This is a genomic window from Microbacterium sp. Root322, assembly GCF_001425645.1.
GTDB lineage: Bacteria > Actinomycetota > Actinomycetes > Actinomycetales > Microbacteriaceae > Microbacterium > Microbacterium maritypicum.
This window is the reverse complement of the sequence record NZ_LMCS01000001.1, coordinates 228,230-251,851: the sequence shown is the minus strand read 5'-3', so window position 1 is coordinate 251,851 and position 23,622 is coordinate 228,230. Positions and strand designations below refer to the sequence as shown.

The 23,622-nt window shown below is 67.4% G+C and carries 23 protein-coding genes; 7 read left to right on the top strand and 16 right to left on the bottom strand.

The genetic code is table 11. From position 1 onward, the window contains the following. Positions 1–22: 22 nt before the first annotated feature. Positions 23–721, top strand: coding sequence for a trimeric intracellular cation channel family protein (locus ASC55_RS01210; RefSeq protein ID WP_055869141.1), 699 nt, complete (start codon positions 23–25; stop codon positions 719–721). 149 nt (positions 722–870) lie between these two features. Here ASC55_RS01210 and leuA read toward each other — a convergent pair whose 3' ends face one another. Further along, complete coding sequence (gene leuA, locus ASC55_RS01205) at positions 871–2,625, bottom strand: 2-isopropylmalate synthase (protein ID WP_055867695.1); 1,755 nt, start codon at positions 2,623–2,625, stop codon at positions 871–873. Positions 2,626–2,818: 193 nt separating this feature from the next. Here leuA and ASC55_RS01200 point away from each other — a divergent pair, with 193 nt between their 5' ends. Continuing rightward, positions 2,819–3,466: a hypothetical protein gene (locus ASC55_RS01200; RefSeq protein ID WP_235563067.1), complete on the top strand. Its 648-nt coding sequence runs from the start codon at positions 2,819–2,821 to the stop codon at positions 3,464–3,466. A 56-nt stretch (positions 3,467–3,522) separates the two neighbouring features. After that, positions 3,523–4,023, top strand: a complete 501-nt coding sequence (locus ASC55_RS01195) for a hypothetical protein (RefSeq protein WP_055872403.1) — start codon at positions 3,523–3,525, stop codon at positions 4,021–4,023. Positions 4,024–4,070: 47 nt separating this feature from the next. On the opposite strand, the gene ASC55_RS01190 is transcribed toward ASC55_RS01195, so the two are convergent. From ASC55_RS01190 to hrcA, 12 genes are all read right to left on the bottom strand, one after another. Next, positions 4,071–5,012 (bottom strand): quinone oxidoreductase family protein, encoded by a 942-nt coding sequence (locus ASC55_RS01190; protein ID WP_055873084.1) that lies wholly within the window; start codon positions 5,010–5,012, stop codon positions 4,071–4,073. Positions 5,013–5,074: 62 nt separating this feature from the next. Then, entirely contained in the window at positions 5,075–5,560 is a 486-nt protein-coding gene (locus tag ASC55_RS01185) for a hypothetical protein (RefSeq protein ID WP_055872402.1), read from the bottom strand. Continuing rightward, the gene (locus tag ASC55_RS01180; RefSeq protein WP_055872401.1) at positions 5,557–6,525 is read right to left on the bottom strand and encodes a hypothetical protein; all 969 of its coding nucleotides are present in this window, start codon (positions 6,523–6,525) and stop codon (positions 5,557–5,559) included. Before ASC55_RS01180 ends, ASC55_RS01185 begins: the two co-directional genes overlap by 4 nt. After that, on the bottom strand, positions 6,525–6,992 hold the full coding sequence (locus ASC55_RS01175) for an RNA polymerase sigma factor (protein WP_235563066.1): 468 nt from the start codon (positions 6,990–6,992) through the stop codon (positions 6,525–6,527). Before ASC55_RS01175 ends, ASC55_RS01180 begins: the two co-directional genes overlap by 1 nt. Before the next feature lie 108 nt (positions 6,993–7,100). Next, positions 7,101–7,997, bottom strand: a complete 897-nt coding sequence (era, locus tag ASC55_RS01170; RefSeq protein WP_031206042.1) for a GTPase Era — start codon at positions 7,995–7,997, stop codon at positions 7,101–7,103. Then, a complete protein-coding gene (locus ASC55_RS01165; RefSeq protein ID WP_055872399.1) occupies positions 7,990–9,285 on the bottom strand; it encodes a hemolysin family protein in 1,296 nt (431 codons plus the stop codon). Before ASC55_RS01165 ends, era begins: the two co-directional genes overlap by 8 nt. Next, positions 9,282–9,740 (bottom strand): rRNA maturation RNase YbeY, encoded by a 459-nt coding sequence (gene ybeY / locus ASC55_RS01160; protein WP_017830368.1) that lies wholly within the window; start codon positions 9,738–9,740, stop codon positions 9,282–9,284. Before ybeY ends, ASC55_RS01165 begins: the two co-directional genes overlap by 4 nt. Further along, positions 9,737–10,762, bottom strand: a complete 1,026-nt coding sequence (locus ASC55_RS01155; RefSeq protein WP_229778869.1) for a PhoH family protein — start codon at positions 10,760–10,762, stop codon at positions 9,737–9,739. The genes ybeY and ASC55_RS01155 overlap by 4 nt, the downstream gene beginning before the upstream one ends. A 79-nt stretch (positions 10,763–10,841) precedes the next feature. Then, entirely contained in the window at positions 10,842–11,192 is a 351-nt protein-coding gene (locus ASC55_RS01150; protein ID WP_017830366.1) for an HIT domain-containing protein, read from the bottom strand. Between the two features lie 67 nt (positions 11,193–11,259). Then, complete coding sequence (locus ASC55_RS01145) at positions 11,260–11,988, bottom strand: 16S rRNA (uracil(1498)-N(3))-methyltransferase (protein ID WP_055872398.1); 729 nt, start codon at positions 11,986–11,988, stop codon at positions 11,260–11,262. Positions 11,989–11,990: 2 nt separating this feature from the next. Next, positions 11,991–13,106 carry a molecular chaperone DnaJ gene (dnaJ, locus tag ASC55_RS01140; protein WP_055872397.1) on the bottom strand — a complete coding sequence of 372 codons (1,116 nt, stop codon included), beginning with the start codon at positions 13,104–13,106 and terminating at the stop codon, positions 11,991–11,993. A 36-nt stretch (positions 13,107–13,142) separates the two neighbouring features. Continuing rightward, on the bottom strand, positions 13,143–14,174 hold the full coding sequence (gene hrcA / locus ASC55_RS01135; protein WP_055872396.1) for a heat-inducible transcriptional repressor HrcA: 1,032 nt from the start codon (positions 14,172–14,174) through the stop codon (positions 13,143–13,145). Between the two features lie 103 nt (positions 14,175–14,277). On the opposite strand from hrcA, the gene ASC55_RS01130 reads away from it, so the two are divergent. Then, positions 14,278–15,696, top strand: a complete 1,419-nt coding sequence (locus ASC55_RS01130) for a carboxylesterase/lipase family protein (RefSeq protein WP_055873081.1) — start codon at positions 14,278–14,280, stop codon at positions 15,694–15,696. 13 nt (positions 15,697–15,709) lie between these two features. On the opposite strand, the gene hemW is transcribed toward ASC55_RS01130, so the two are convergent. From hemW to lepA, 3 genes are all read right to left on the bottom strand, one after another. Then, positions 15,710–16,927: a radical SAM family heme chaperone HemW gene (gene hemW / locus ASC55_RS01125; RefSeq protein WP_055872395.1), complete on the bottom strand. Its 1,218-nt coding sequence runs from the start codon at positions 16,925–16,927 to the stop codon at positions 15,710–15,712. Beyond that, the gene (locus ASC55_RS01120; RefSeq protein WP_055872394.1) at positions 16,927–17,580 is read right to left on the bottom strand and encodes a DUF1990 family protein; all 654 of its coding nucleotides are present in this window, start codon (positions 17,578–17,580) and stop codon (positions 16,927–16,929) included. The genes hemW and ASC55_RS01120 overlap by 1 nt, the downstream gene beginning before the upstream one ends. 84 nt (positions 17,581–17,664) lie before the next feature. After that, on the bottom strand, positions 17,665–19,518 hold the full coding sequence (gene lepA, locus ASC55_RS01115) for a translation elongation factor 4 (RefSeq protein WP_017830359.1): 1,854 nt from the start codon (positions 19,516–19,518) through the stop codon (positions 17,665–17,667). Positions 19,519–19,759: 241 nt separating this feature from the next. Here lepA and ASC55_RS01110 point away from each other — a divergent pair, with 241 nt between their 5' ends. The 3 genes from ASC55_RS01110 to ASC55_RS01100 are packed head-to-tail and all read left to right on the top strand — an operon-like array spanning position 19,760 to position 23,597. Beyond that, on the top strand, positions 19,760–20,743 hold the full coding sequence (locus tag ASC55_RS01110; protein WP_055867654.1) for an ABC transporter permease: 984 nt from the start codon (positions 19,760–19,762) through the stop codon (positions 20,741–20,743). 2 nt (positions 20,744–20,745) lie between these two features. Next, positions 20,746–21,675, top strand: coding sequence for an ABC transporter permease (locus tag ASC55_RS01105; RefSeq protein WP_055867651.1), 930 nt, complete (start codon positions 20,746–20,748; stop codon positions 21,673–21,675). Further along, entirely contained in the window at positions 21,672–23,597 is a 1,926-nt protein-coding gene (locus ASC55_RS01100) for an ABC transporter ATP-binding protein (protein WP_055872393.1), read from the top strand. Before ASC55_RS01105 ends, ASC55_RS01100 begins: the two co-directional genes overlap by 4 nt. The last annotated feature ends 25 nt before the right edge of the window (positions 23,598–23,622 follow it).

The window sequence follows — 23,622 nt, the reverse complement described above, 5'->3', positions numbered from 1 at the left end:
CTCCGTGCGCGAGAATGGACGCGTGACCGAACCGCTCTTCACCATTCCGCTGTGGGCGGACCTGCTCGGCGTCGGCCTCGGCGGGGTCCAGGGCGCGATGTTCGCATCGGGGTTCCAGGGCCAGCGTCGGCTCGATTGGCTGGGTGTCGCCATCATCGGCATCATGATCGGCATGGGCGGAGGTCTGATCCGCGACATCCTGCTCGGACAGACGCCCGCGACGCTCCAGAACCAGTGGTATCTGGTGACAGCAGGCGGCGCCGCGCTCCTCGGGATGCTGCTGTCCGGCCTCTTCACCCGCCTGAACACGGCGATCGTCGTGCTCGATGCCGTGGTGATCGGCATGTTCGGCGCTTTCGGGACGAGCAAGGCCCTCGCATTCGGCATCCCCGAGGTGCCGGCCGTCTTCATCGGCGTCTGCGCCGCCGTCGGCGGCAGCGTGCTCCGCGACATGCTGATGGGCCTGCCGACCGCGATCATGCACGTCGGCTCGCTCTACGCTGTGGCCGCCGGCGCGGGGTGCACGTTCATCGTGATCGCCGTCGCTCTGGGGATGCCGATCACACTCGCCGCGGTCGTCGGCATCGCGGTCACCGCTGTCATCCGGGTCCTCGCCGTGACCTTCGACGTCTCCCTGCCGGAGCAGCGGCGCATCTACCGTCGCAAGGTCGCCGCCGAGACGGGTGCCATCGCGATCGTCAAGCCCGGCATCGACCTCTGACGCGGGCGGCATCCCGAGCCCGGCTCACGCCGTGACGACGAGGAGACCGCACGCGCCGACGTGCCCTGCGCGGACGACCGTCAGCGCAGATGCAGGCGACGGCGGCCGGGATCCGCAGGGGATTCCGGCCGCCGTCTGTGCGTGGACGATCAGACCGCCGCGAGCTCCTGCTGACGCGTGCGGATCGAGCGGTTCACTCCCGACACGATCGCCTTGAGCGACGCCGTCGAGATGTCGCCGTCGATGCCGACGCCCCACAGACGCTGGTCACCGACCTGCAGTTCGACGTAGGCCGCGGCCTGCGCGTCACCGCCGGCGCTGAGAGCGTGCTCGACGTAGTCGTACACCGTGATGTCGAAGCCCTGTGCGCGCAGCACCTCGACGAAGGCAGCGACCGGACCGTTGCCGTTGCCGGTGACAGACACCTGCTGGTCGTCGTCGCGCAGCACGACATCGAGCACGACCTCGCCGGACATGTCGCTGCGGGTCTGCGTCGCGAGCAGTTCGAAGCGTCCCCACTTGGCCGCGGTGTCGGCGGCGGGCAGATACTCGTCGTTGAAGATCGACCAGATCTGGTCGCTCGTGACCTCGCCGCCCTCGGCATCGGTCTTCGCCTGCACGACACCGGAGAACTCGATCTGCAGCTTGCGGGGCAGGTCGATGGCGTGGTCGGCCTTCAGCAGGTAGGCGACGCCGCCCTTGCCGGACTGCGAGTTGACGCGGATGACGGCCTCGTACGAACGCCCCAGATCCTTCGGATCGATGGGCAGGTACGGCACCGCCCACTCGATGTCGTCGACCGTGACGCCCTCGGCCTCGGCACGAACCGCCATGGCCTCGAAGCCCTTCTTGATCGCGTCCTGGTGCGATCCGCTGAACGCGGTGAAGACCAGGTCGCCCGCCCACGGGCTGCGCTCGGGCACCGGCAGCTGGTTGCAGTACTCGACCGTGCGCTTGACCTGGTCGATGTCGCTGAAGTCGATCTGCGGGTCGATGCCCTGGGTGAACAGGTTGATGCCCAACGCGACGATGTCGACGTTGCCCGTGCGCTCTCCGTTGCCGAACAGGCAGCCCTCGATGCGGTCCGCGCCGGCCATGTAGCCGAGCTCAGCGGCAGCGATCGCGGTACCGCGGTCATTGTGCGGGTGCAGCGACAGGATCACGTTCTCGCGATGCGCGAGGTGGCGGCTCATCCACTCGATCGAGTCGGCGTAGACGTTGGGCGAGGCCATCTCGACGGTCGCCGGCAGGTTGATGATGACCTTGCGGTCGGGGGTGGGCTCGAAGACCTCGATCACCTGGTTGCAGATGTCGACGGCGAACTCGAGCTCGGTGCCGGTGTAGCTCTCGGGCGAGTACTCGTAATAGACCTTCGTGTCGGGAATGGTCTTCTCGAACTGACGACACAGGCGTGCGCCCTCGAGCGCGATGTCGATGATGCCCTGCTTGTCGGTGCGGAACACGACTTCGCGCTGCAGCACGCTCGTGGAGTTGTAGAGGTGCACGATGGCCTGCTTCGCGCCGGCGATCGACTCGTAGGTGCGGGCGATGAGGTGCTCACGCGCCTGGGTCAGCACCTGGATCGTGACGTCGTCCGGGATCAGGTTCTCTTCGATGAGCTGGCGGACGAAGTCGAAGTCCGTCTGGCTCGCCGAGGGGAAGCCGACCTCGATCTCCTTGTACCCCATGCTGACGAGCAGCTCGAACATCACGCGCTTGCGCTCGGGCGACATCGGGTCGATCAGGGCCTGGTTGCCGTCGCGGAGGTCGACCGCGCACCAACGGGGCGCCTCGGTGATGCGGGCGTCGGGCCAAGTGCGGTCAGGCAGGTGGACGTTGATCTGCTCGTGGAACGGCCGGTACTTGTGGATCGGCATCGCGGACGGGCGCTGAGTGTTCTGCATGATGGGGCTTCTTCTCTTCGTCAAGATGAACGGGCCAACACAAGCGCCGCGACGAGGAAGGCCCTAGCTTTAGGACTCGTCGCGGCAGCTAAGAAGAAGCAGACCGCCGAAAGGCATGAGGTCATGGTAGCAGGGATGCCATGACGGTTTCGACGAGGCTGAGACGATCACGGCGGTGACGACACTCCCCGGTATGAGCACATCGCAGCGTCGCCTGGCCATCGCCGCGGCCTCAGCCGTCGGCCTCCTGTTCCTGAGCGCGTGCACGTCGGGCCCCGGAAGCTCCGCTGCCCCGACGAGCACGACGGTGCCCTCCGACCAGCGCCTCGAGAACGTCCGCCCCGATCTCCCTGACGGGCGCGTCATCGGGGTGGGCACGGTGCTGGACGTGGCCGGCGACGTGCAGCTGTGCATGGGCGCGATCAGGGAGTCGTACCCTCCGCAGTGCAGCGGAGTCCCCCTCGACGACTGGTCCTGGGAGGGCGTGGAGGGAAGCGAGTCCAGCGGGGAGACCACCTGGGGGGCCTATGCCGTGTATGCGACCTTCGACGGCGAGCGACTCACCAACACCGACGTGCCCATCATGCTCGCGCTGTACGACCCGATCGCTCCGGAGGATCCGACGGGCGGGGTGGACGGCGCGACGCCGAGCGATGAGCTCACCCGGATCCACGACGACATCTCCGCACGTCTCGGCGAGGAGGCACTCGCTCTCCGCACCGATCGCGGGTACGTCTGGCTGAGCGTCGTGTGGGACGACGGAAGCATGCAGGATGCCGTCGATGCCGAGTACGGCGACGACGTCGTGATCGTGACCTCCGCGCTCCGCGAGATCGACTGAGCGCCACTGGCACTATGCGATCATTGCCACATGCATGACCCCCTGGTCGCGACGCGATGAGAATCGAGTTCCTCATCGGCGGATTCGGTGTCCTCATCGGAGTCCTCGTGACGTTGCTCTCCCGGCAGACGACCGACCTCATCGTCGCGGGGAACTACGTCATCGCATCCCATCGTGGAGCAGCGGTGAATGCGGTGCAACGCCCATGGACGACGCGGCTGATCGGCCTGGGATTCGTGGTCATCGGAGCGGCTCTGGTCGTGTTCAGCGCGAACGAGGCCCCGACTCCTCGAGGGACACCCGCTGAGCCGTGGGAACTCATCCTGCCAATCGTTGCTGCGGTCGTTCTGGGAGCATTCGGACTCGGCGTCCTGGCTTCACGACGCCGTCTCACCGCCGTCGTCGCGAGGCGGCTGAGGGCGAATGGGGGCGAGATCTATGAGGGCGATCATGCAGTCAGGTCTGCCCGTACGATCGTGCTGTCGTTCGCTGTGTGGATCTTCGTCGTCGCCGTGTTGATCTCTGCGGCTGGCGTCATCCTCTACTTCCGGGCATAGCCGGAGGCGCTTGAAGCGTCGGAAGCTCGTCCGAACGACATCCGCCCTTAACGCTCGGGGACCAGTGCGAGCTTGCCGCCGGGGTGCCCGGTGGCGAGGAGCCGATGCGCCGCGGGTGCCTCGCCCAGGGCAAAGGTACGGGCCACGGGGACGACGAGATCACTGTGCTGCGCCAGAGCGATCAGCTCGCCACGCACCTCGTCGCGGAAGCGGGCGCTTTCGGGCATCGAACCCGCGATGAACGTGATGCCGTCGGTCGCGGCTCTACCGGCAGCGGCGATCGTGACGATCCGCCGACGGTCTCGGACGAGTTCGAGGGACACGTCGACAGCCTCGTTCGTCCCCACCGCATCCAGCGCCGCGGCGATCGGATCGCCCGCCAGATCGCGCACGCGACCGGCGAGCCCCGGGCCGTACTCCACCGGAATGCCCCCGAACCGTCGCACCTCCTCGAAGCGGGCCTCGCTCGCCGATCCGATGACGCGGACGCCACGGAGTCGCGCCTGCTGCAACACACTCACCCCGACAGCGCCGGAAGCGCCATGGAGAAGGATCGTCTCCCCCGGCGCCGCACCGGTGACGGCGAGCATCTCCGCGGCGGTCGTGCCGACGAGCAGCAGGTTCGCCGCCTCAGGATGCGTGAGAGTCGACGGCTTCGCGAACACCTTCTCGGCGGGCACGGTGATCTCTGTCGCGTAGCCGCCGCGCACGCGGAAGGCGATGACCTCGTCACCGATGTCGACGGCGCCCGAACCGATCCGGGTGTCCGCGCCGATCGCCGAGACCTCCCCCGAGATCTCGTACCCGATCGGGACGGGCAGTTCGGCGCCCGGGCGGGCGGCAGCCACATGCTTCGCGTCGGCGGGGTTCACCCCCGCGGCACGGACGCGGATCCTGACCTCGCCCGTTTCGGGAGCAGGGACGTCGTGTTCGACGAACTCCCACGTCTCAGGAAGGCCCCACGCCGTCGCCAGCCATCGCCAAGCCATCATCATCCCTTCGCGAGGACGTGTCGAGCATCACCCAGAGAGCTCGAGAGCCCGAGAGCTGCTCAGAGCACGCACCTGATCAAGTTCGGAGTTCCTGAGACGTTCGTCCAACCTCCCGCATTCGCGGTCGCCAGCACCGTCGTGCCGTTTCGAGCTTGTGCATAGCCCGTGCTGCGGGCATTGGCCAAGGAACGCATGGCGTACTGAGACGAGTTCGGTACGGGGAGACTCGTCGAGCAGGCGCCCCAACTGACATACATATTGACCAGGGACGCAGAAGTGTAGGCGCAGATCTTGCCGGTAGCACAGCTCCCGACTGATCGGGCCGCCAGCCCCGCGGAGCCCAGCACCCGCAGATCCATGTCCCACTCCGCCCAGTAGGCGTGGGTGGCATCGATCACGACACCACCAGGGATCTGACTCAGGGCCTCCGCGATCTCCGGATGGACATTATCCATGTCCGTGCTCGCACTCGCCATCGACGGCGTGATCATGGTCGTCAGAAGCGAAGCGATCGTCATCGCGGCAAGAACAGTCAGCTTCTTCACTCCGCCGCACCTTCACCCAGACCCCACATGCGATAACCCGTCACTGCCCCGACGGGGGCCCCTGCGACGTCACGCAGGGCTATGGTCTCCAGCCCGACGATCCGCCCGGTGTCAGCCGATACGAGAAGCACGTTGCTCGCGTCACCGTCTCCCGACACCATCCGCATCCCTAGAACGGAACGGCCGAGTCGGTCGGTCGCGATGCCGAGTCCCTCGACTCCCGCCGTGTTCTCGACGATGGACAGGAGTTCGGCATGCTGCGCGTTGGTGAGAGTCCACTGCTCGATGAGCGATGTGATCGCCGTGGCGACCTCGAACGCGTTCGGCGAATCCGGCATCCCGAATGCGTGGAGCGCCGCCATGAGCTCATCGTGCGACGCACCCGGTGCCTCCGGAACCGGCGTGCTGAACTCTCCTGGTGACATCACGAGATCCATGGTCACCTCACCGCTGCTGCGGACCTCGGCGCTGTTGTTCGCGACGGCGTCAGTGGATTCATACGGCACGCCGGCGTACATCACCACCCGCCCGGAGAGATCCGCGTTCCAGGTGAGCACAGAGAACTGCGGCGTGATCTTCGCGTCATCGAGAGAGAGGGTCCACGATGCGGCGCGCACGTGACGCTCCGGTTCCGCGGGCCCCGGAACCGCCGCGAGATCGACCTCGGCGGCATCGACGATCTCCGCAACCGTCTCCGATTCACCGAAGGCCAACGGAGACGGAGTCCCTGCGACCGCGGCTCCCGTGGGCATCATCAGCGTGAAGGCCAACGCAGCGCATGCGGCCGCGGCGACGAGACCCGAAGCCCATCCGACAGCACGCACTCGACGACGACTCGGTGCCGTGCTCGTGCGGAGGATGCGGTCACGAGTGGCAAGCGCCCGGACATCGGGCGCAGCGTCACGGGGCGTCGGCGCGGGGTCGGCGTCGCTCAGCATCCGTTCGAGCACGGCGTTGTCAGTCATCACCTGTTGTCCACCCCCTCCAGTCCCAGCTCCGCACTCAGGCGATCCCGCGCGCGATCCAGCGTCTTGCGAACCCGGAACTCGGAAGCGCGCATCAACTCCGCGATCTCCCCCACCGCGAGTCCATCCCAGTACGTGAGCATGATGATACGCCGCTGAGCTGGGGTGAGGACAGACAAGGCCCGGAGGACTTCGACGCGGTTCCGTTGATCCGGCGGAGCATCATCGCATGAGACGCCCACATGCACCGCGTCGAGCGCGCCATACGGAGTGGACGATCGACCCGAACGCGCACGTAGCCGCCGATCCGCGGCGCGCAGCAGCCAGACGCGACTCGGCGGTCGCGCGGGTCTGAGCTTCGTCCACGCGAGAAGGAACACCTCCGAGACGATCTCGGTGACTTCCTCCTCCGCACCGACCACACCCTCGATGTGATGGCGCACTGCCGCCCAGTGCTCGTCGAACACTCGGGTGAAGACCTCGGTGCGCAGCGGATCCGGGTCTTCGCTGCGACCGCTCATGTCGCCGGGGTCGGCGGTCTTCCCGCCGCCATCGACGTGGTGCCGGACGTCATCTCAGAATCCGAGCCTGCCGAGCTGCTTCGGATCGCGCTGCCATTCCTTCGCGACCTTCACATGCAGCCCGAGGAACACGCGTGTTCCCAGCAGCTCTTCGATCCCGACACGCGCGCGTGCACCCACCTCGCTGAGCCGCTTTCCCTTGTGCCCGATGATGATCGCCTTCTGGCTGTCCCGTTCGACCACGATCGAGGCATGCACGTCGGTCAGGTCGGTGCCCTCCCGGGGTGCGATGTCGTCGATCACGACGGCGATCGAGTGCGGAAGCTCATCGCGCACGCCCTCGAGGGCGGCCTCGCGGATCATCTCCGCGATCCGATCCTCTTCCGACTCGTCGGTCGTGATGCCCTCAGGATACAGCGCAGGACCCTGCGGCATCAGCGAGAGGATCTCGTCAGAAAGCACGTCGAGCTGCTCACGGGTCAGCGCGGACAGCGGGATGACCGCGGCCCAGTCCTCCCGGAGCGAGTCGACCTCCATCAGCCGCTCGGTGACCTCGTCGCGCCCGGCCGCATCCATCTTGGTCACGATCGCGATCTTCTTCGCGCGCGGGTAGCCGTCGAGGGAGGCGGCGATCCGCCGGTCTCCGGGGCCGACCTTCTCGTTGGCGGGTACACAGAAGCCGATCACGTCGACGTCGCCCAGCACCTGCTCGACGAGATCGTTGAGCCGCTCGCCGAGCAGCGTACGCGGCTTGTGGATGCCGGGGGTGTCGACGATGACGAGCTGCCCCTCCGGCCGGTTGACGATTCCGCGGATCGCCCGACGCGTCGTCTGCGGCTTCTCGCTGGTGATCGCGATCTTCTCGCCGACGAGCGCGTTGGTGAGCGTCGACTTCCCGACATTGGGGCGGCCGACGAAGGTCACGAACCCGCTTCGAGTGTCGTCAGTCATCGTCTCGATCTCCTTCATCCTGCACATCGTCGGGTTCCCCCGCCGCACGTTCCACGAACACCGTCGCGATCCCTCGCCCACGACCGCGCGATGCGCCGCCCGTGAGCACCAAGCCTTCCACGGTAGCCGTCGCCCCGGGCTGCGGAACCTGTCCCAGCGCCTTGCCGAGCAGACCGCCGATCGAATCGACGTCCTCGTCCTCGAGCTCGAGACCGAACAGATCGCCGACATCCTCGAGCGAGAGTCGGGCGCTCACGCGGTATCGCCCGTGACCGAGATCGACGAATTCCGCCGATACCTGATCGTACTCGTCGGAGATCTCGCCGACGAGTTCCTCGATCAGATCCTCCAGAGTGACCAGGCCAGAGATCCCCCCGTGCTCGTCGATCACCAGACACACGTGCACGGCGTCGCGCTTCATCTGCTGCAGGAGCGTCTCCGCGCGCATCGACTCGGGGACGAAGGTCGCAGGGCGGGCGATCGGCCGGATCGACGCCGAGCGCCACGCACTGTCGTCGCGGTACGCGAACTGCACGAGATCCTTGAGGTACAGCACTCCTACGACGTCGTCGGCATCGTCATCGACGACGGGCATCCGGGACACACCGCGGTTCAGGAAGAGCGACATCGCCTCGTCCGTGGTCGCCGTCGCATCGACCGTGACCATCTCCGTGCGGGGCACCATCACGGCGCGGACGAACTGATCGGTGAAGTCGAAGACCGAGTGGATGAGATCGCGGTCGTCCTCCTCGATGAGGTCGTTCGACGCCGCCTCGTCGACCATGCTGAGCAGTTGGTCCTCGCTGGTGAAGGAGCTGCGGCCCGTGCCGGGCGTCACGCGGTTGCCGAGCAGGACGAGCCCCTGCGCAAGCGGTCCGAGGAAGATCCGGAGCCCTCGCACGATCGAGGCCGTGCCGCGGATCATCGCCTCCGCGTGCTGGCGACCGAACGACCGAGGACTCGCTCCCACGAGCACGAACGTGATGGCCGTCATGAGGACGGCGGCGGCGAGCATCGCCCACCAGTTGTTGTCGATCAGGATCGTGAATGCCACCGTCACGAGCACGGCCGCTGTGACCTCCGCGAGCACGCGGATGAAGGCCACGGCGTTCACGTGCGCGTCGAGGTCAGCGGCGATGCGACCCAGCGCCTTGGCTCTACGACCCTCTGTCGCCATGTCGGCGAGCCCGGCGCGCGATGTGACTCCGTATGCGGCGTCGATCGCGGACATGAGACCGCCGAACGCCACCAGCAGCACGGCGGCGATCAGGAGGAGAGCCGCGGTCATCGCCGGCGTTCAGCTGCGGCGAAGCCCTGGATCAGCTCCTTCTGCAGCCCGAACATCTCACGCTCCTCGTCGGGCTCGGCGTGATCGAAACCGAGGAGGTGCAGCAGCCCGTGAGTGGTGAGCAGGATGAGCTCGTCCATCAGAGTGTGGCCCGCAGCCTGAGCCTGCGTCTCGGCCACCTGCGGGCAGAGCACGATGTCGCCGAGCAGGCCGGGAGCCGTCGGACGGTCCTCGGTTCCGGGACGCAGCTCGTCCATCGGGAAACTCAGCACGTCGGTGGGACCGGGCTCATCCATCCACTGCACGTGGAGGGCTTCCATGGCTCCCTCGTCGACGAGGACGATCGCCACCTCGGCATCCGGGCTGACGTGCAGCTGCGCGAGGTTGAAGTCCGTCAGCCGCTGCAGCACGGCCTCGTCGACGTCGATGGCCGACTCGTTGTTGATCTCGATCATGAGAGTCCTCGTTTCGGCGCGCGGTCACGCGGTCCTGGTCGTTGTGCTCCCCTGCGCTCGGCCCGATTGGCGAACTCGGCCGCCTGTTCGCGCTCGAACCGCTGCGCGGTGCGTTTCTCGTCGTATTCGCTGTACGCGTCGACGATGCGTCCGACCAGCGAATGCCGCACGACGTCGTCACTCGTGAGCCGGGAGAAGTGGATGTCGTCGATGCCGTCGAGCACGCGGGTCACCAGGCGGAGTCCCGAGGATCCCTGCGGAAGGTCGACCTGCGTGATGTCACCGGTGACGACCATCCGCGTGCCGAAGCCGAGACGGGTCAGGAACATCTTCATCTGCTCTGGGGTGGTGTTCTGCGCCTCGTCGAGCACGACGAAGGAGTCGTTGAGGGTACGGCCGCGCATGTAGGCGAGAGGTGCCACCTCGATCGTGCCGGTCGCCATGAGGCGCGGGACGATCTCCGGGTCCATCATCTCGTTGAGCGCGTCGTACAGCGGGCGCAGGTACGGATCGATCTTGTCGGTCAGGGTGCCGGGGAGGAAACCGAGCCGCTCCCCCGCCTCGACGGCGGGACGCGTGAGGATGATGCGGGTGACCTCTTTGCGCTGGAGCGCCTGCACGGCCTTCGCCATCGCGAGGTAGGTCTTGCCGGTACCGGCGGGACCGATGCCGAACACGATCGTGTTCTCCTCGATCGCGTCGACGTACTCCTTCTGCCCGAGGGTCTTCGGACGGATGACCTTGCCGCGGGTCGTCAGGATGGCCTCGCCCAGGACCTCGCTCGGACGCGGGCCCCCCTCCTGCCGCAGCATGCGTGCTGAGCTGGAGACATCGCTCGGGGCCAGATCATGCCCTGCCCTGGTCATCTCGAGAAGCTCTTCGACCAGTGTCTTCGCCTTCGCGACCGCATCGGCGGTGCCGCTGAGTGTGATCTCGTTGCCGCGCACCAGCACCTGGACGTCACGGTGCTCCTTCTCCAGCATCCGCAGAAGCCGGTCCTGCGGCCCGAGCAGCTGGACCATCGCGACGCCGTCGGCGTAGATCTTCTCGACCGCCTCGGGCGGCTGGCCGCCGAGGCTCCGCTCCTGGGGTTCGTGGTTCTCAGGCACCGACGCTCTTCTCGGTCAATCCGCCGGCCAGCACATGCGCGTGGACGTGGAAAACGGTCTGTCCGGCGTTGGCGCCGGTGTTGAAGACGAGGCGGAAGTCGCCGTCTTCGGTGTGCTCCTTGGCGAGCGTCCCCGCGAAGGCGATCATCTCGGCCAGCAGAGCGGGATCCCCCGCAGCGAGTTCGGTGACATCGCGGTACTCCGCCGACTTCGGCACCACGAGCAGATGCACCGGTGCCTGCGGGGCGATGTCGCGCAGAGCGAAGAGGCGGTCGGTCTCGCCGATGATCTCGGCAGGGATCTCCCCGTTCAGAATGCGCGTGAAGATCGAGGTGTCCGTCATGCCGACAAGTCTACTGACCACAGCGACCCCGCAGCCGTGAGCCCGTCGTCGTGTGCTCGCGGTGCCGTCACCATCGCCCGAGCGCGACCGACAGCACGGCGATCGCGGCAGGTCCCGCCGTCGAGGTGCGCAGCACCGTGTCGCCGAGGAGCACACGTTCGGCCCCCGCCTCCGACAACCGGCGGAGCTCCTCCTCGGAGATCCCTCCCTCCGGCCCCACGACCAGCACCAGGTCACGGCCGTCCGGCTCGATCTCCGACAGTCGCACGGGCGCGGTCGGATCGAGCAGCAGAACGCGCTGCTCACGCGCCCGCTCGGCGAGCTGCGTGGTCGACACCGGCGCGACGACGTCGGGGAGCCAGGCGCGGTGAGCCTGCTTTGCGGCCTCGCGCACGATGGTCGCCCAACGTTCGCGGCCCTTCGCCGCCTTCGGTCCCTCCCAGCGCGACACGCTCCGGCTCGCCTGCCAGGGCACGATCTCGTCGACGCCGAGTTCGCACGCGGCCTGCACGGCGAGCTCGTCGCGATCGCCCTTCGCCAGCGCCTGGACCAGAACGATCCGCGGCGTGGGCGCAGGATGCTCGAGGCGCTCCGCGATGCGCACATCGACGCGAGCGGGAGACACCTCCTCGGCGGTCCCGGCCAACCACACTCCGGCACCGTCGCCGACCGTGACCGCCTCGCCGACGCGAAGTCGTCTCACGACGGCTGCGTGCTTCGCCTCGGCCCCGGTCAACGACACGAGGTCGCCGACAGCGGCATCCGTCGACGACTCGACGAGGAAATGCAGTGCCATGATCAGTGGCTGCGGAAGCGGTCGCGGAGCTTGGAGAAGAGTCCCTGCTGGAACTGTGCCAGCTGCGGCTCGGGCGACTTCGCCTTCTTCGCGAAGTCCTCGATGAGCGCCCGCTGCGCGGAATCCAGCCGCGTGGGAGTGAGCACCTGAACGCCGACGCGCAGGTCGCCCCGCTGCGTGCCACGAAGCGGGGTGATGCCCCGGCCCTTGATCGTGAGCACGTCGCCGGACTGCACGCCGGGGCGGATCTCGAGGTCGACCTCGCCGTCGAGCCCCTGGATCTTGGTCTCGGTGCCGAGGATCGCATCCGTCATGGACACCTCCAAGGTCGCGAGCAGGTCGTCGCCGTCACGGCTGAAGGCCGCGTGCGGGTTGACCGTCACCTCCACGTAGAGGTCTCCGTTCGGTCCGCCCGCCTTGCCGACCTCGCCGGAGCCGGGCAGCTGCAGACGGAGTCCGGTCTCGACGCCGGCCGGGATGTCGAGCGACACTGTACGGCGCGAACGCACACGGCCCTGGCCGCCGCAGGTGCCACAGGGGTACGGGATCGTCGTGCCGTAGCCCTCGCAGGTGCCGCAGGGCTGGGAGGTGACGACGTTGCCGAGCAGGCTGCGCACCTGACGCTGCACGTGACCGGAGCCGCCGCAGATGTCGCAGGCGACCGGGGAGGTGCCCTCCTGGCAGCACGAACCCTGACACGTCTCGCACAGCACCGCCGTGTCGACGTCGATGTCACGGTGCGCTCCGAACACGACGTCTCCGAGATCGAGCGTCACGCGGACGAGGGCGTCCTGGCCCCGCTCTCGGCGCGAACGCGGACGCGCACCGCGTCCGCCGCCCTGCGAGGCGCCGAAGAACGTCTCGAAGATGTCGCCGAACCCGCCGAACCCGCCGAAGTTCCCCGCAGCGCCGTCTCCGCCGCCCATGTCATAGCGTCGGCGGGAGTCGTCGTCGCTGAGCACGTCGTACGCGTGCGTGACGAGCTTGAACTTCTCCGCAGCGTCTTCTCCCGGGTTCACATCCGGGTGCAACTGCCGTGCGAGACGTCGGTACGCCTTCTTGATCTCGTCGGTGGAAGCGTCTCGGGACACCCCGAGAACCTCATAGTGGTCCGCCACGATCGCCTTTCTGCGTGTGTACTGTCGGCGACCGCGTCAGCGGCCGGCCTCGTCTTCATCGAGCATCCGCGACAGGTAGCGGGCCACGGCCCGCGCTGCGGCGAGGTTGCTCGGGTAGTCCATGCGCGTCGGCCCCATCACGCCGACTCGCGCCGTGCCACTGGGCGCGGCGTAGTTGCTGGCGACGATCGACGCCTCACCGAGCCCGAACGGGGCGTTCTCGGTGCCGATGCTGGCGGCGAGCCCGTGCTCGTCCGTCACCATCTCACTCATCAGACGCAGCAGCGTGACCTGCTCCTCGATGGCTTCGAGGAGGGGGTGGATGCTGCCGCGGAAGTCCTGCTCCCGGCGCGCGAGGGTCGCCGCTCCCGCCATCACGAGACGCTCCTGACGGAATCCGCCGAGCTCGTCCACGACGACACCGGCGAGCGTGCGCAGCACCGCATCCTGGGGCTTCTCCTCGGCGGCCAGCAACGCCTGCAGACGGTCGGAGGCCTCGCCGATGCCCTGACCGGTGATCAACGCGGACAGTCGGGCGCGAAGCACCGCCATATCGGCATCGTCGATCGCCTCCGGGAGGACGGCCATGCGCTGAGAGACTCCACCCGCATCCGTCACCAGCACGATGAGAAGCCGATTCGGCGCCAGCGCGACCAGCTCGACGTGCGTGACGTGCGCGCGCGCGAAGGAGGGGTATTGGGCGAGCGCGACCTGCCCTGTCAGCTGCGTGAGCACCCGCACCGTGCGGACCATCAGGTCATCGAGGTCGGCAGGCTCGCCGAGGAACGACTCGATCGCCGAGCGCTGAGCCGACGAGAGCGGTCGCAGCTGGGCGAGGTGATTCACGAACACCCGATAGCCCTTGTCGGTGGGCACGCGCCCTGACGAGGTGTGCGGAGCCGTAATGAGCTCTTCGTCCTCGAGCAGCGCCATGTCGTTGCGGATCGTCGCCGCGGAGACGCCGAAGGAGTGCCGGTCGACGATGGATCGGCTGCCGACGGGCTCGTGGGTCTCGACGTAGTCCTGCACGATCGCGCGGAGAACCTGGAGTCCTCGCTCTGTGACCATCACCCTTCCCTTCCGCTGGCACTCGGACGTTCAGAGTGCCAATCCTACCCCGTGCAGCTCGGGATTCTCCGTACCTCGGGCGCACGACCCTAGGATGACGCTCATGACCACCTCGCCCCAGGCCACCTTGTCGAGCGGCATCGTCCGCGGCACCGAGGAGGCCGGGATCGTCCGCTACCTCGGCATCCCCTACGCGCAGGCGCCGTTCGGAGAGAACAGGTTCCGCGCGCCGCGTCCGGCCTTGGCCTGGGAAGGGGTGAGAGATGCGACGCGGTTCGGCCCGACCCCTCCCCAGGTTCCCTACGCCGGTGCCATCGGCGAGCTGCTGGGCTCCGTGCGCATCGACGGCGACGACATCCTCACCGCGAACGTGTGGGCGCCATCGGACGCTTCCGGTGCGCCGGTGCTGCTGTGGATCCACGGCGGCGCCTTGGAACGAGGCACCGCTGCGCTGCCCCTCTACGACGGCACGGTCTTCGCCACGGCGGGCATCGTCTTCGTCTCGATCAACTACCGACTGGGTTCGGAGGGTTTCTCGGTGTTGGAGGGCGCGCCCCGAAACCTCGGTCTGCGCGATGCCGCCGCCGCGCTGGAGTGGGTGCACCGTGAGATCAGCGCGTTCGGCGGTGATCCGGCGCGGATCACCGCGATGGGCGAGTCGGCCGGCGGAGCGATCGTCGCCGGCCTCCTCGCTCGCGACAGCTCCCGCGAGCTGATCAGCAGGGCCATCATCGAATCCGGGCCGCTCCAGGCGCAGACGGCGCGGAAGGCGGGACGGGTGACCGCGCAACTCGCGAAGCGGCTCGGGGTACGAGCGGACCGCGAGTCCTTCGCGGCGCTGACACCCGAGCATCTCCTGGAAGCACGCAGGGCGCAGGCCGCGGGCTCGTCGCCGCTCGGCGGAGCACCGGGCTACCAGTTCGCGATCGACCCCGACAGCCTTCCCCGGTCGCCGCACGAGGTTCTCGCAGAGATCGACACTCCTCTACTCATCGGCAGCAACACCGACGAGTATCGGCTCTGGTTCCCACCCGAGGCGCTCGCGGGCATCAGCGAGTTCAAGATGCAAGCCGCCCGGATCCTCTCCCGGATTCCCCGGCGCGCGGTCGCCGAGTACCGCTCGGCCTTCCCCGGAGCGATCACCGGAGAGATCTTCGGGCAGCTCGTCACCGACATGATGCTGCGGGCGCCCCTGAGTCGGGTGGCGGCCGCTCGCCCAGACGCGACGCACGTCTACGAGTTCGCATGGCCGAGTCCGGTCCGAGACCTGCGTGCGGCCCACGCGCTGGAACTCGGCTTCGTGTTCGACCGGCTCGAGGATGCCGAGGCCCAGCGCATGGCCGGCCCTGACGCTCCCCGTGGACTCGCCGCCGAGATGAACGCCGCGTGGGTCGCGTTCGTGACCACGGGCGACCCCGGCTGGCCCGCGTACGGATCGGGTCGCCGGACGCGACTCTTCGATGCGGACAGTACGACGGTGGCGCAGCGACGAACAGCCGCGATGGATCTGCTCCCCGGCTGACGGCGGCCGTCGGTCAGTCGGTCAGTTCGCGAACCACGGCGTCGGCGAGAAGGCGACCGCGCAGGGTCAGCCGGATGCGTCCCTGGAGCGCCGCGACCGGGTCGATGAGCCCGTCGGCCATGAGCCCGGCGACTCTGCTCCGGTTCGCGCTCGGCACGTCATCGACGGCGATCCCCTCGCGGATGCGGCTGAGCAGCAGGATGCGCTCGAGCGTGCGCGACTCGTCGTCCGGGCGCTCGGTTCCGGCCGCCGGCGATTCGGCTGCCGCCAGACGCTGCGCGTAGGCGGCCGGGTGCTTCACGTTCCACCAGCGCAGACCGGCGACGTGGCTGTGCGCACCGGGACCGAAGCCCCACCAGTCGCTCCCCCGCCAGTACGCGAGGTTGTGGCGGGAACGGCGATCGGGCGTGCGCGCCCAGTTGCTCACCTCGTACCAGTCGAAGCCGCCGTCTGCGAGACGGGCATCGGCGAGCTCGTACATGTCGGCCTGGAGGTCGTCATCCGGAGTCGGAACCTCGCCGCGGCGGATCTGGCGGGCGAGCTTCGTGCCGTCTTCGATGATGAGCGCGTAGGCGGAGATGTGGTCGGGTTCGAGCACCAGCGCGGCATCGAGGGAGGCCTCCCAGTCGGACAGCGACTCACCCGGGGCCCCGTAGATCAGGTCGACGCTCACCGCGAGCCCCGCGTCCTTCGCTGCGGCGACGGCGGTGCGCACGTTCTCCGGGCGATGGGTGCGATCGAGCGCGGCGAGCACGTGCGGAACGGCCGACTGCATGCCGACCGACATCCTCGTGACTCCGGCTCGCGCCAGAGTGCTGGCCACCTCGGGCGTCACGGTGTCGGGATTCGCCTCGACCGTGACCTCCGCTCCATCGGCGAGGCCGAAGGCACCGGTCACCGCTTCGAGCATGCGCGCGAGGTCGCCTGCGGGAAGAAGCGTCGGCGTACCGCCGCCGAAGAAGACCGTGTCCATCGGCCGCAGCGCTCCCGCGTCGCCCAGCACTCGACGGGCGAGCGCGATCTCGGAGATCAGGGTCGAGGCGTAGTCCTCCTGCTTCGCCCCGCGCAGTTCGGTCGACGTGTAGGTGTTGAAGTCGCAGTACCCGCAGCGCACAGTGCAGAAAGGAATGTGCAGATACGCGGAGAACGGCACCGTTGTATCGATCGGAAGATCGGCCGGCAGGTGCCCGTCCGCGGGCGCGGGGTCTCCGAGAGGAAGCGGTCCCGCCATCAGAGCGGGGTCGCGTAGAGCGGGGAGATCGCCCGGAGGTAGCGTGCGAAGAGCTCACGGCGGCGACGCTTCACGAGCGCCGGAATCGTGCGGTAGAGAAGACCGTTCGGCGCGTCGAACGCGCGGACGGTGAACCACACCTCGTCGTTGTCCTCGCGCCAGTCCACATCGAAGGACTCCTCGCCGCTGACCACCGATCCGCCGACCGTCCCGAGGACGAAGCCGACGCGTCGGGTCTCCTCCGTGACGGAGATCACTCGCAGCTCGGAATCGGCGCGCATGCCGGCGACGCGTCCTCGAAGGTGCAGCGTCATCCCCGCGCCGACGAAGGGCATGCCCTCCGCGTCGTAGCGGGGCTCGACGTCGCGCTTGCTCGGCGCGATCGGATTGCCTTCGGCATCGAAGCTCACGCCCGCATAGGCAGGCCCTGGCGCAGGACGCACGTCTTCCACCGACAGTCCGGCCGCACGCTGCGCGGTCCACGACAGAAGGGCTTCACCGGCGGTCTGGAAACGTTCGATGCCGCTGCCGATGCGCCAGGACTCCTCCGCCGGGATGCTGCGCTCCGGCGGGTACTGCATCAGGTCGGGCGCATGGGTCGCACCCACGGCCGCATAGTCCACCGTGTCGTCTCGGAAAGTCCCGCGCCGCATGACTTCCACCCTACTTCGCGTTGCCTGAGCGAACACCCCCACGCGCCGCGGGGCGTCATATCCCGCGGGCGCGATCGAGGCTCGCTACTTCTTGTCCTTGCCTTCGACGTCGCCCGAGAGCGCGGCGATGAACGCCTCCTGGGGGACCTCGACGCGGCCGACCATCTTCATGCGCTTCTTGCCCTCCTTCTGCTTCTCGAGGAGCTTGCGCTTGCGGGTGATATCACCGCCGTAGCACTTGGCGAGCACGTCCTTGCGAATAGCGCGGATCGTCTCGCGCGCGATGATGCGGGCACCGATCGCGGCCTGGATCGGCACCTCGAACTGCTGGCGAGGGATGAGCTTGCGCAGACGCTCGGCCATCATCGTGCCGTAGGCGTAGGCCTTCTCGCGGTGGACGATGGAGCTGAACGCGTCGACCTTCTCGCCCTGGAGGAGGATGTCGACCTTCACGAGGTCGGCTTCCTGCTGCCCTGAGGGCTCGTAGTCGAGCGAGGCGTAGCCCTGCGTCTTCGACTTGAGCTGGTCGAAGAAGTCGAACACGATCTCGCCGAGCGGCATGTTGTAGCGCAGCTCGACGCGCTCCTCGGAGAAGTACTCCATGCCGAGCAGCGTTCCACGACGCGACTGGCACAGCTCCATGACCGTGCCGACGTAGTCCTTGGGCAGCAGGATCGCCGCCTTGACCATCGGCTCCGACACCGACCCGATGCGCCCGTCGGGATACTCGCTTGGGTTGGTCACGGTGACGGTCTCGCCGGTGTCGCTCGTCAGTACCTCGTAGATCACGCTGGGCGCGGTCGTGATGAGGTCGAGGTTGAACTCGCGGGCCAGACGCTCGGTGATGATCTCGAGGTGCAGCAGTCCGAGGAAGCCGCAGCGGAAACCGAAACCGAGCGCGACCGAGGTCTCCGGCTCGTACACGAGGGAAGCGTCGGAGAGCTTGAGCTTGTCGAGGGCCTCGCGCAGCTCGGCGTAGTCGCTGCCGTCGATCGGGTACAGCCCGGAGAAGACCATCGGCTTCGGGTCGGTGTATCCCGGCAGGGCCTCGGATGCCGGCTTCCGCGACGTGGTGATGGTGTCGCCGACCTTCGACTGGCGCACATCCTTCACACCTGTGATGAGGTAGCCCACCTCGCCGACGCCGAGCCCCTTGGTCGGAGTCGGCTCCGGGCTCGACACGCCGACCTCGAGGGCTTCGTGGTTCGCTCCGGTGGACATCATCTGGATGCGCTCGCGCGGTGACAGGCTTCCGTCGACCATGCGCACGTAGGTGACCACACCGCGGTAGGCGTCGTACACCGAGTCGAAGATCATCGCGCGGGCCGGAGCATCCGCGTCGCCGGTCGGCGCGGGGATCTCCTGGACCAACCGGTCGAGCAGCTCTTCGACGCCGACACCGGTCTTGCCCGAGACGCGCAGCACGTCCTCCGGCTTGCCGCCGATGAGTGAAGCCAGCTCCTTGGCGTACTTCTCCGGGTCGGCGGCCGGCAGGTCGATCTTGTTGAGCACCGGGATGATGTGCAGGTCGTTCTCGAGCGCCAGGTAGAGGTTTGCGAGAGTCTGCGCCTCGATGCCCTGTGCGGCGTCGACGAGCAGGATCGCTCCCTCACAGGCCGCGAGCGAACGCGAGACCTCGTAGGTGAAGTCGACGTGACCGGGCGTGTCGATCATGTTCAGAGCGACGGTCTGACCATCGAGCTCCCACGGCATCCTGACCGCCTGGCTCTTGATGGTGATGCCGCGCTCGCGCTCGATGTCCATGCGGTCGAGGTACTGCGCACGCATGTCGCGATCGGAGACGACTCCGGTGATCTGGAGCATGCGGTCGGCGAGCGTCGACTTGCCGTGATCGATGTGGGCGATGATGCAGAAGTTACGGATCTGCGCAGCCGGCGTCGCAGCAGGCTGAAGAGGAGTGAGAGCGCGTGGGGACATGTCCACTCGATTCTACGGTCAGGGGAGGCTAATCCCCGATTCGGGCATACCGGTGATAGTCTCCCGAAGTTGCCAGGGAAAATCCGTGACACCGGATCCCGCAAGCGATAAGACTCCGTCATACACCCCGTGATGGTCGTCGCGTCGCAGAGTTCGGTGGATGGCGATTGTGTATCCAACTGACTCAGCGTTGCGTCGGCAGATCCCGAGCGCGTCTGTAGAAGAGAAAGACTGACCCCCCTTGATCAAGTACCTCCTGCGCCGAGCACTCGGCTGGCTGCTCATGATCGTGGTCGCCACGAATCTCACGTTCTTCCTGGCGTGGGGCTTCCTGGATCCGCGCAGCAACTACGTCGGGCGCCGACCTCCGCTTTCCCCGGAGCAGATCGACAACGTCCTCATCCCCCGCAACCTCAGCGACACGGTTCCGCTGATCGAGCGGTGGTGGAACTGGTTCAGCGGCATCCTGATCCGCTGGGACTGGGGTGTGAGTCCCACCGGTCAGTCGGTGAACGAGCAGGTCTCGTACCGCATGTGGGTCAGCGCCGAGCTCGTTCTCGGGGCCACGATCATCGCGGCGGTGCTCGGCATCTGGCTCGGTGTCTACACCGCCTCGCGTCAGTACAAGCTCGCCGACCGCATCGGCCAGGCGACCTCGATCATCACGATGAATGTGAACATCATCGTCGCCGGACTCGCCGTGGTGCTCCTCGCGATCTCCCTCAACGAGTGGACCGGCGTCCGCATCTTCTACGTCACCGGCTCCTCGAGCCCCGGCGTCACCGGCTTCTTCCCCGTGCTGGTCGACACCCTGCAGCACCTCACGTTGCCCACGATCGCGCTCGTGATCGTCGGCTACGCCCAGTACCACTTCCTGCAGCGGTCGCTGCTGCTGGACAACATCAACGCCGACTACGTGCGCACCGCCCGGGCCAAGGGGCTGACCAAGGCGCAGGCGGTCCGCAAGCACGCCCTGCGCACGTCGCTCATCCCGGTCGCGACGCAGGTCGCGTTCACGATCCCGACGATCTTCACCGGCGCGATCCTGACGGAGCGCATCTTCGCCTGGCAGGGCATGGGGCGGTACTTCCTCGACACCATCAACAACAACGACATCAACGGCGTCGTCGCCGTCGCCGCTTTCGGCGCCGTGCTGACAGCGATCGGTGCGGTGCTCGCCGACATCATCGTCGTCGTTCTCGACCCGCGAGTGAGGGTGAGCTGATTATGACCACCGATATGATCGATCCCCTCGTCGAGCCGCCGGCAGCGCCGTCCAGCGCCGACCGCGCCGCGGACAAGTCGCTGTCCAAGTGGACGCTCTACACGCGCCGGTTCATGCGCAACAAGCCGGCCGTCGGCGGCGTCGTCGTCCTGCTCGTGCTGGTCCTCTTCTCCACGCTGGGTCCGCTGCTGTCGCCGTACGCCGTCGACAGCATGGACTTCCTCGCGCTGAGCCAGCCGCCGTCCGCGGCGCACTGGTTCGGGACCAACGGTGCCGGCAACGACACCTACACGCAGACCGCCATCGGCCTGCAGCGATCCCTCATGATCGCGATCACGGTCTCGGTGGGAACGACGATCCTCTCCGCGCTCGTCGGTACCGCCGCCGCGTACTTCGGCGGCTGGTTCGAGCGAATCGCGCTGCTCGTCATCCACTTCATGATGGTCGTGCCGACCTTCCTCCTGCTGTCGATCATCTCGAACGACTCCGGCGGCGTGTGGTGGGTCATCGCGTTCGTGATGATCTTCGTCAGCTGGTTCTTCCCCGCTCGCATCATCTGGACGATGACGCTCTCGCTGCGTGAGCGGGAGTACGTCCAAGCCGCGCGCTACATGGGCGTCCGCGGCCTGCGCATCGTGACGCGTCACCTGATCCCGAACATCGGATCCCTGCTGGTCATCAACTTCACCCTCGGCATCGTCGCGGCGGTGACGACCGAGACCGGCCTGTCCTTCATCGGCTTCGGTGTGAAGATCCCCGATGTCTCGCTCGGCTCGCTGATCGGTGAGGGCAGCTCCTCGATCACCAGCTCGCCGTGGCTGTTCTACTTCCCCGCGTTGGTCCTCACCATGCTGACCGTGTCCATGGCGCTCATCGCCGATGGACTGCGCGATGCCCTCGATCCCACTTCGGCTGCAGGAGGCCGCGCATGAGCCCCGTACTCTCCGTCCGCGACCTCAAGGTCAGCTTCGCTTCCGAGGCAGGCCGCGTCGACGCCGTGCGCGGCGTCTCCTTCGACCTCGAAGCGGGAAAGACCCTCGGCATCGTCGGCGAGTCAGGCTCCGGCAAGTCCGTCACCTCTCTCGCGGTGATGGGCCTGCTCGATGAGAACGCCAAGGTCTCAGGGTCGATCGTGTTCGACGGCCAGGAACTCCTGGGCAAGACCGACGCGCAGCTCTCCACCATCCGCGGCAACGGGATCTCGATGATCTTCCAGGACCCGCTGACCTCTCTCACCCCGGTGTACACGATCGGCGCGCAGCTGATCGAGGCGCTGACGGTGCACCGCAACCTCAGCATCAAGGAGGCGACGGCGCGCTCGATCGATCTCCTCAAGCTGGTCGGCATCACCGAGCCCGAGAAGCGGATGAAGTCCTTCCCGCACGAATTCTCGGGCGGCATGCGGCAGCGCGTCGTCATCGCCATCGCGATGGCCAACGACCCGAAGCTGATCATCGCCGACGAGCCCACCACGGCTCTCGACGTCACGATCCAGGCGCAGATCCTCGACCTGATCGAGAAGGCCCAGGCCGAGACCGGTGCCGCCGTGATGATGATCACCCACGACATGGGAGTCGTCGCCCGCACGGCCGACGATGTGATGGTCATGTACGCCGGCAAGCCGGTCGAGCAGGCGCCGGTGCGCGAGCTGTTCCACCAGACCCGCATGCCCTACTCGATCGGTCTCCTCGGTGCCATCCCTCGTGTGGACAAGGCGGAGAAGGAGCCTCTCACCCCGATCAAGGGCAACCCTCCCCTGCTGATCAACCTGCCGGATGCCTGCCCGTTCGCCGACCGCTGCCCCATCGTCATGGACGCGTGCCGCACCAGCGAGCCCGAGCTCCTGCCGGTCCTCACCGGCGGCGAGGAGCACCGTGCAGCCTGCATCCGCGCGAACGAGATCACCGACGGCGGCCTGCTCGGAGGTCTGCCCGTGTACCCCGTTCGTGAGGCACCCGAGAGCCCGCTGACCCGGCTCCCCCGCGAACAGCGACCGATCACCCTCGAGGTGAAGAACCTCACCAAGACCTTCCCCCTGCTCAAGGGTGCGTTCCTGAAGCGCAAGGTCGGCGAGGTGCACGCGATCAAGGGCATCAGCTTCGACGTGCGCGAGGGAGAGACCCTGGCCATCGTCGGCGAGTCCGGCAGTGGGAAGACCACGACGCTCCTCCAGATCATGGACATGGTCAAGCAGACCGAGGGCGACATCGTGATCGCGGGAACCAGCGTCAACGACATCCGCAGCCACAAAGTGGAGCGGGCGCTGCGCCGCGACATCCAGATCGTGTTCCAGGATCCGATGGGCGCCCTCGACCCCCGCATGACGGTCGCGGACATCATCTCGGAGCCGCTGTCGGCCATCGGTACGCCGAAGGCCGAGGCGCACCGGCGTGTCAAGGAGCTGATGGACCTCGTCGGACTCAACCCCGCGCACAGCGACCGCTTCCCGCAGGCGTTCTCCGGTGGACAGCGTCAGCGCATCGGCATCGCCAGGGCGCTGTCGACCAACCCGAAGATTCTGGTGCTCGATGAGCCGGTCTCCGCGCTCGACGTGTCGATCCAGGCCGGTGTCATCAATCTGCTGGACGACCTCAAGGTCAAACTCGGACTGTCGTATCTGTTCGTGGCCCACGACCTGTCCGTCGTCCGACACATCGCCGACCGGGTCGCCGTGATGTATCTCGGCGACTTCGTCGAGCACGGCGACGTGGACGATGTCTTCGACAACCCGCAGCACCCGTACACCAAGGCCCTGCTGTCGGCGATCCCTGTGCCGGACCCCGACATCGAGCGCACCCGCGAGCGGATCGTGTTCGATCCGGCGACCATGTCGGCCCGCCCCGCTGCCTCCTGATGACGAGCGCATCACCGTCCGGTAA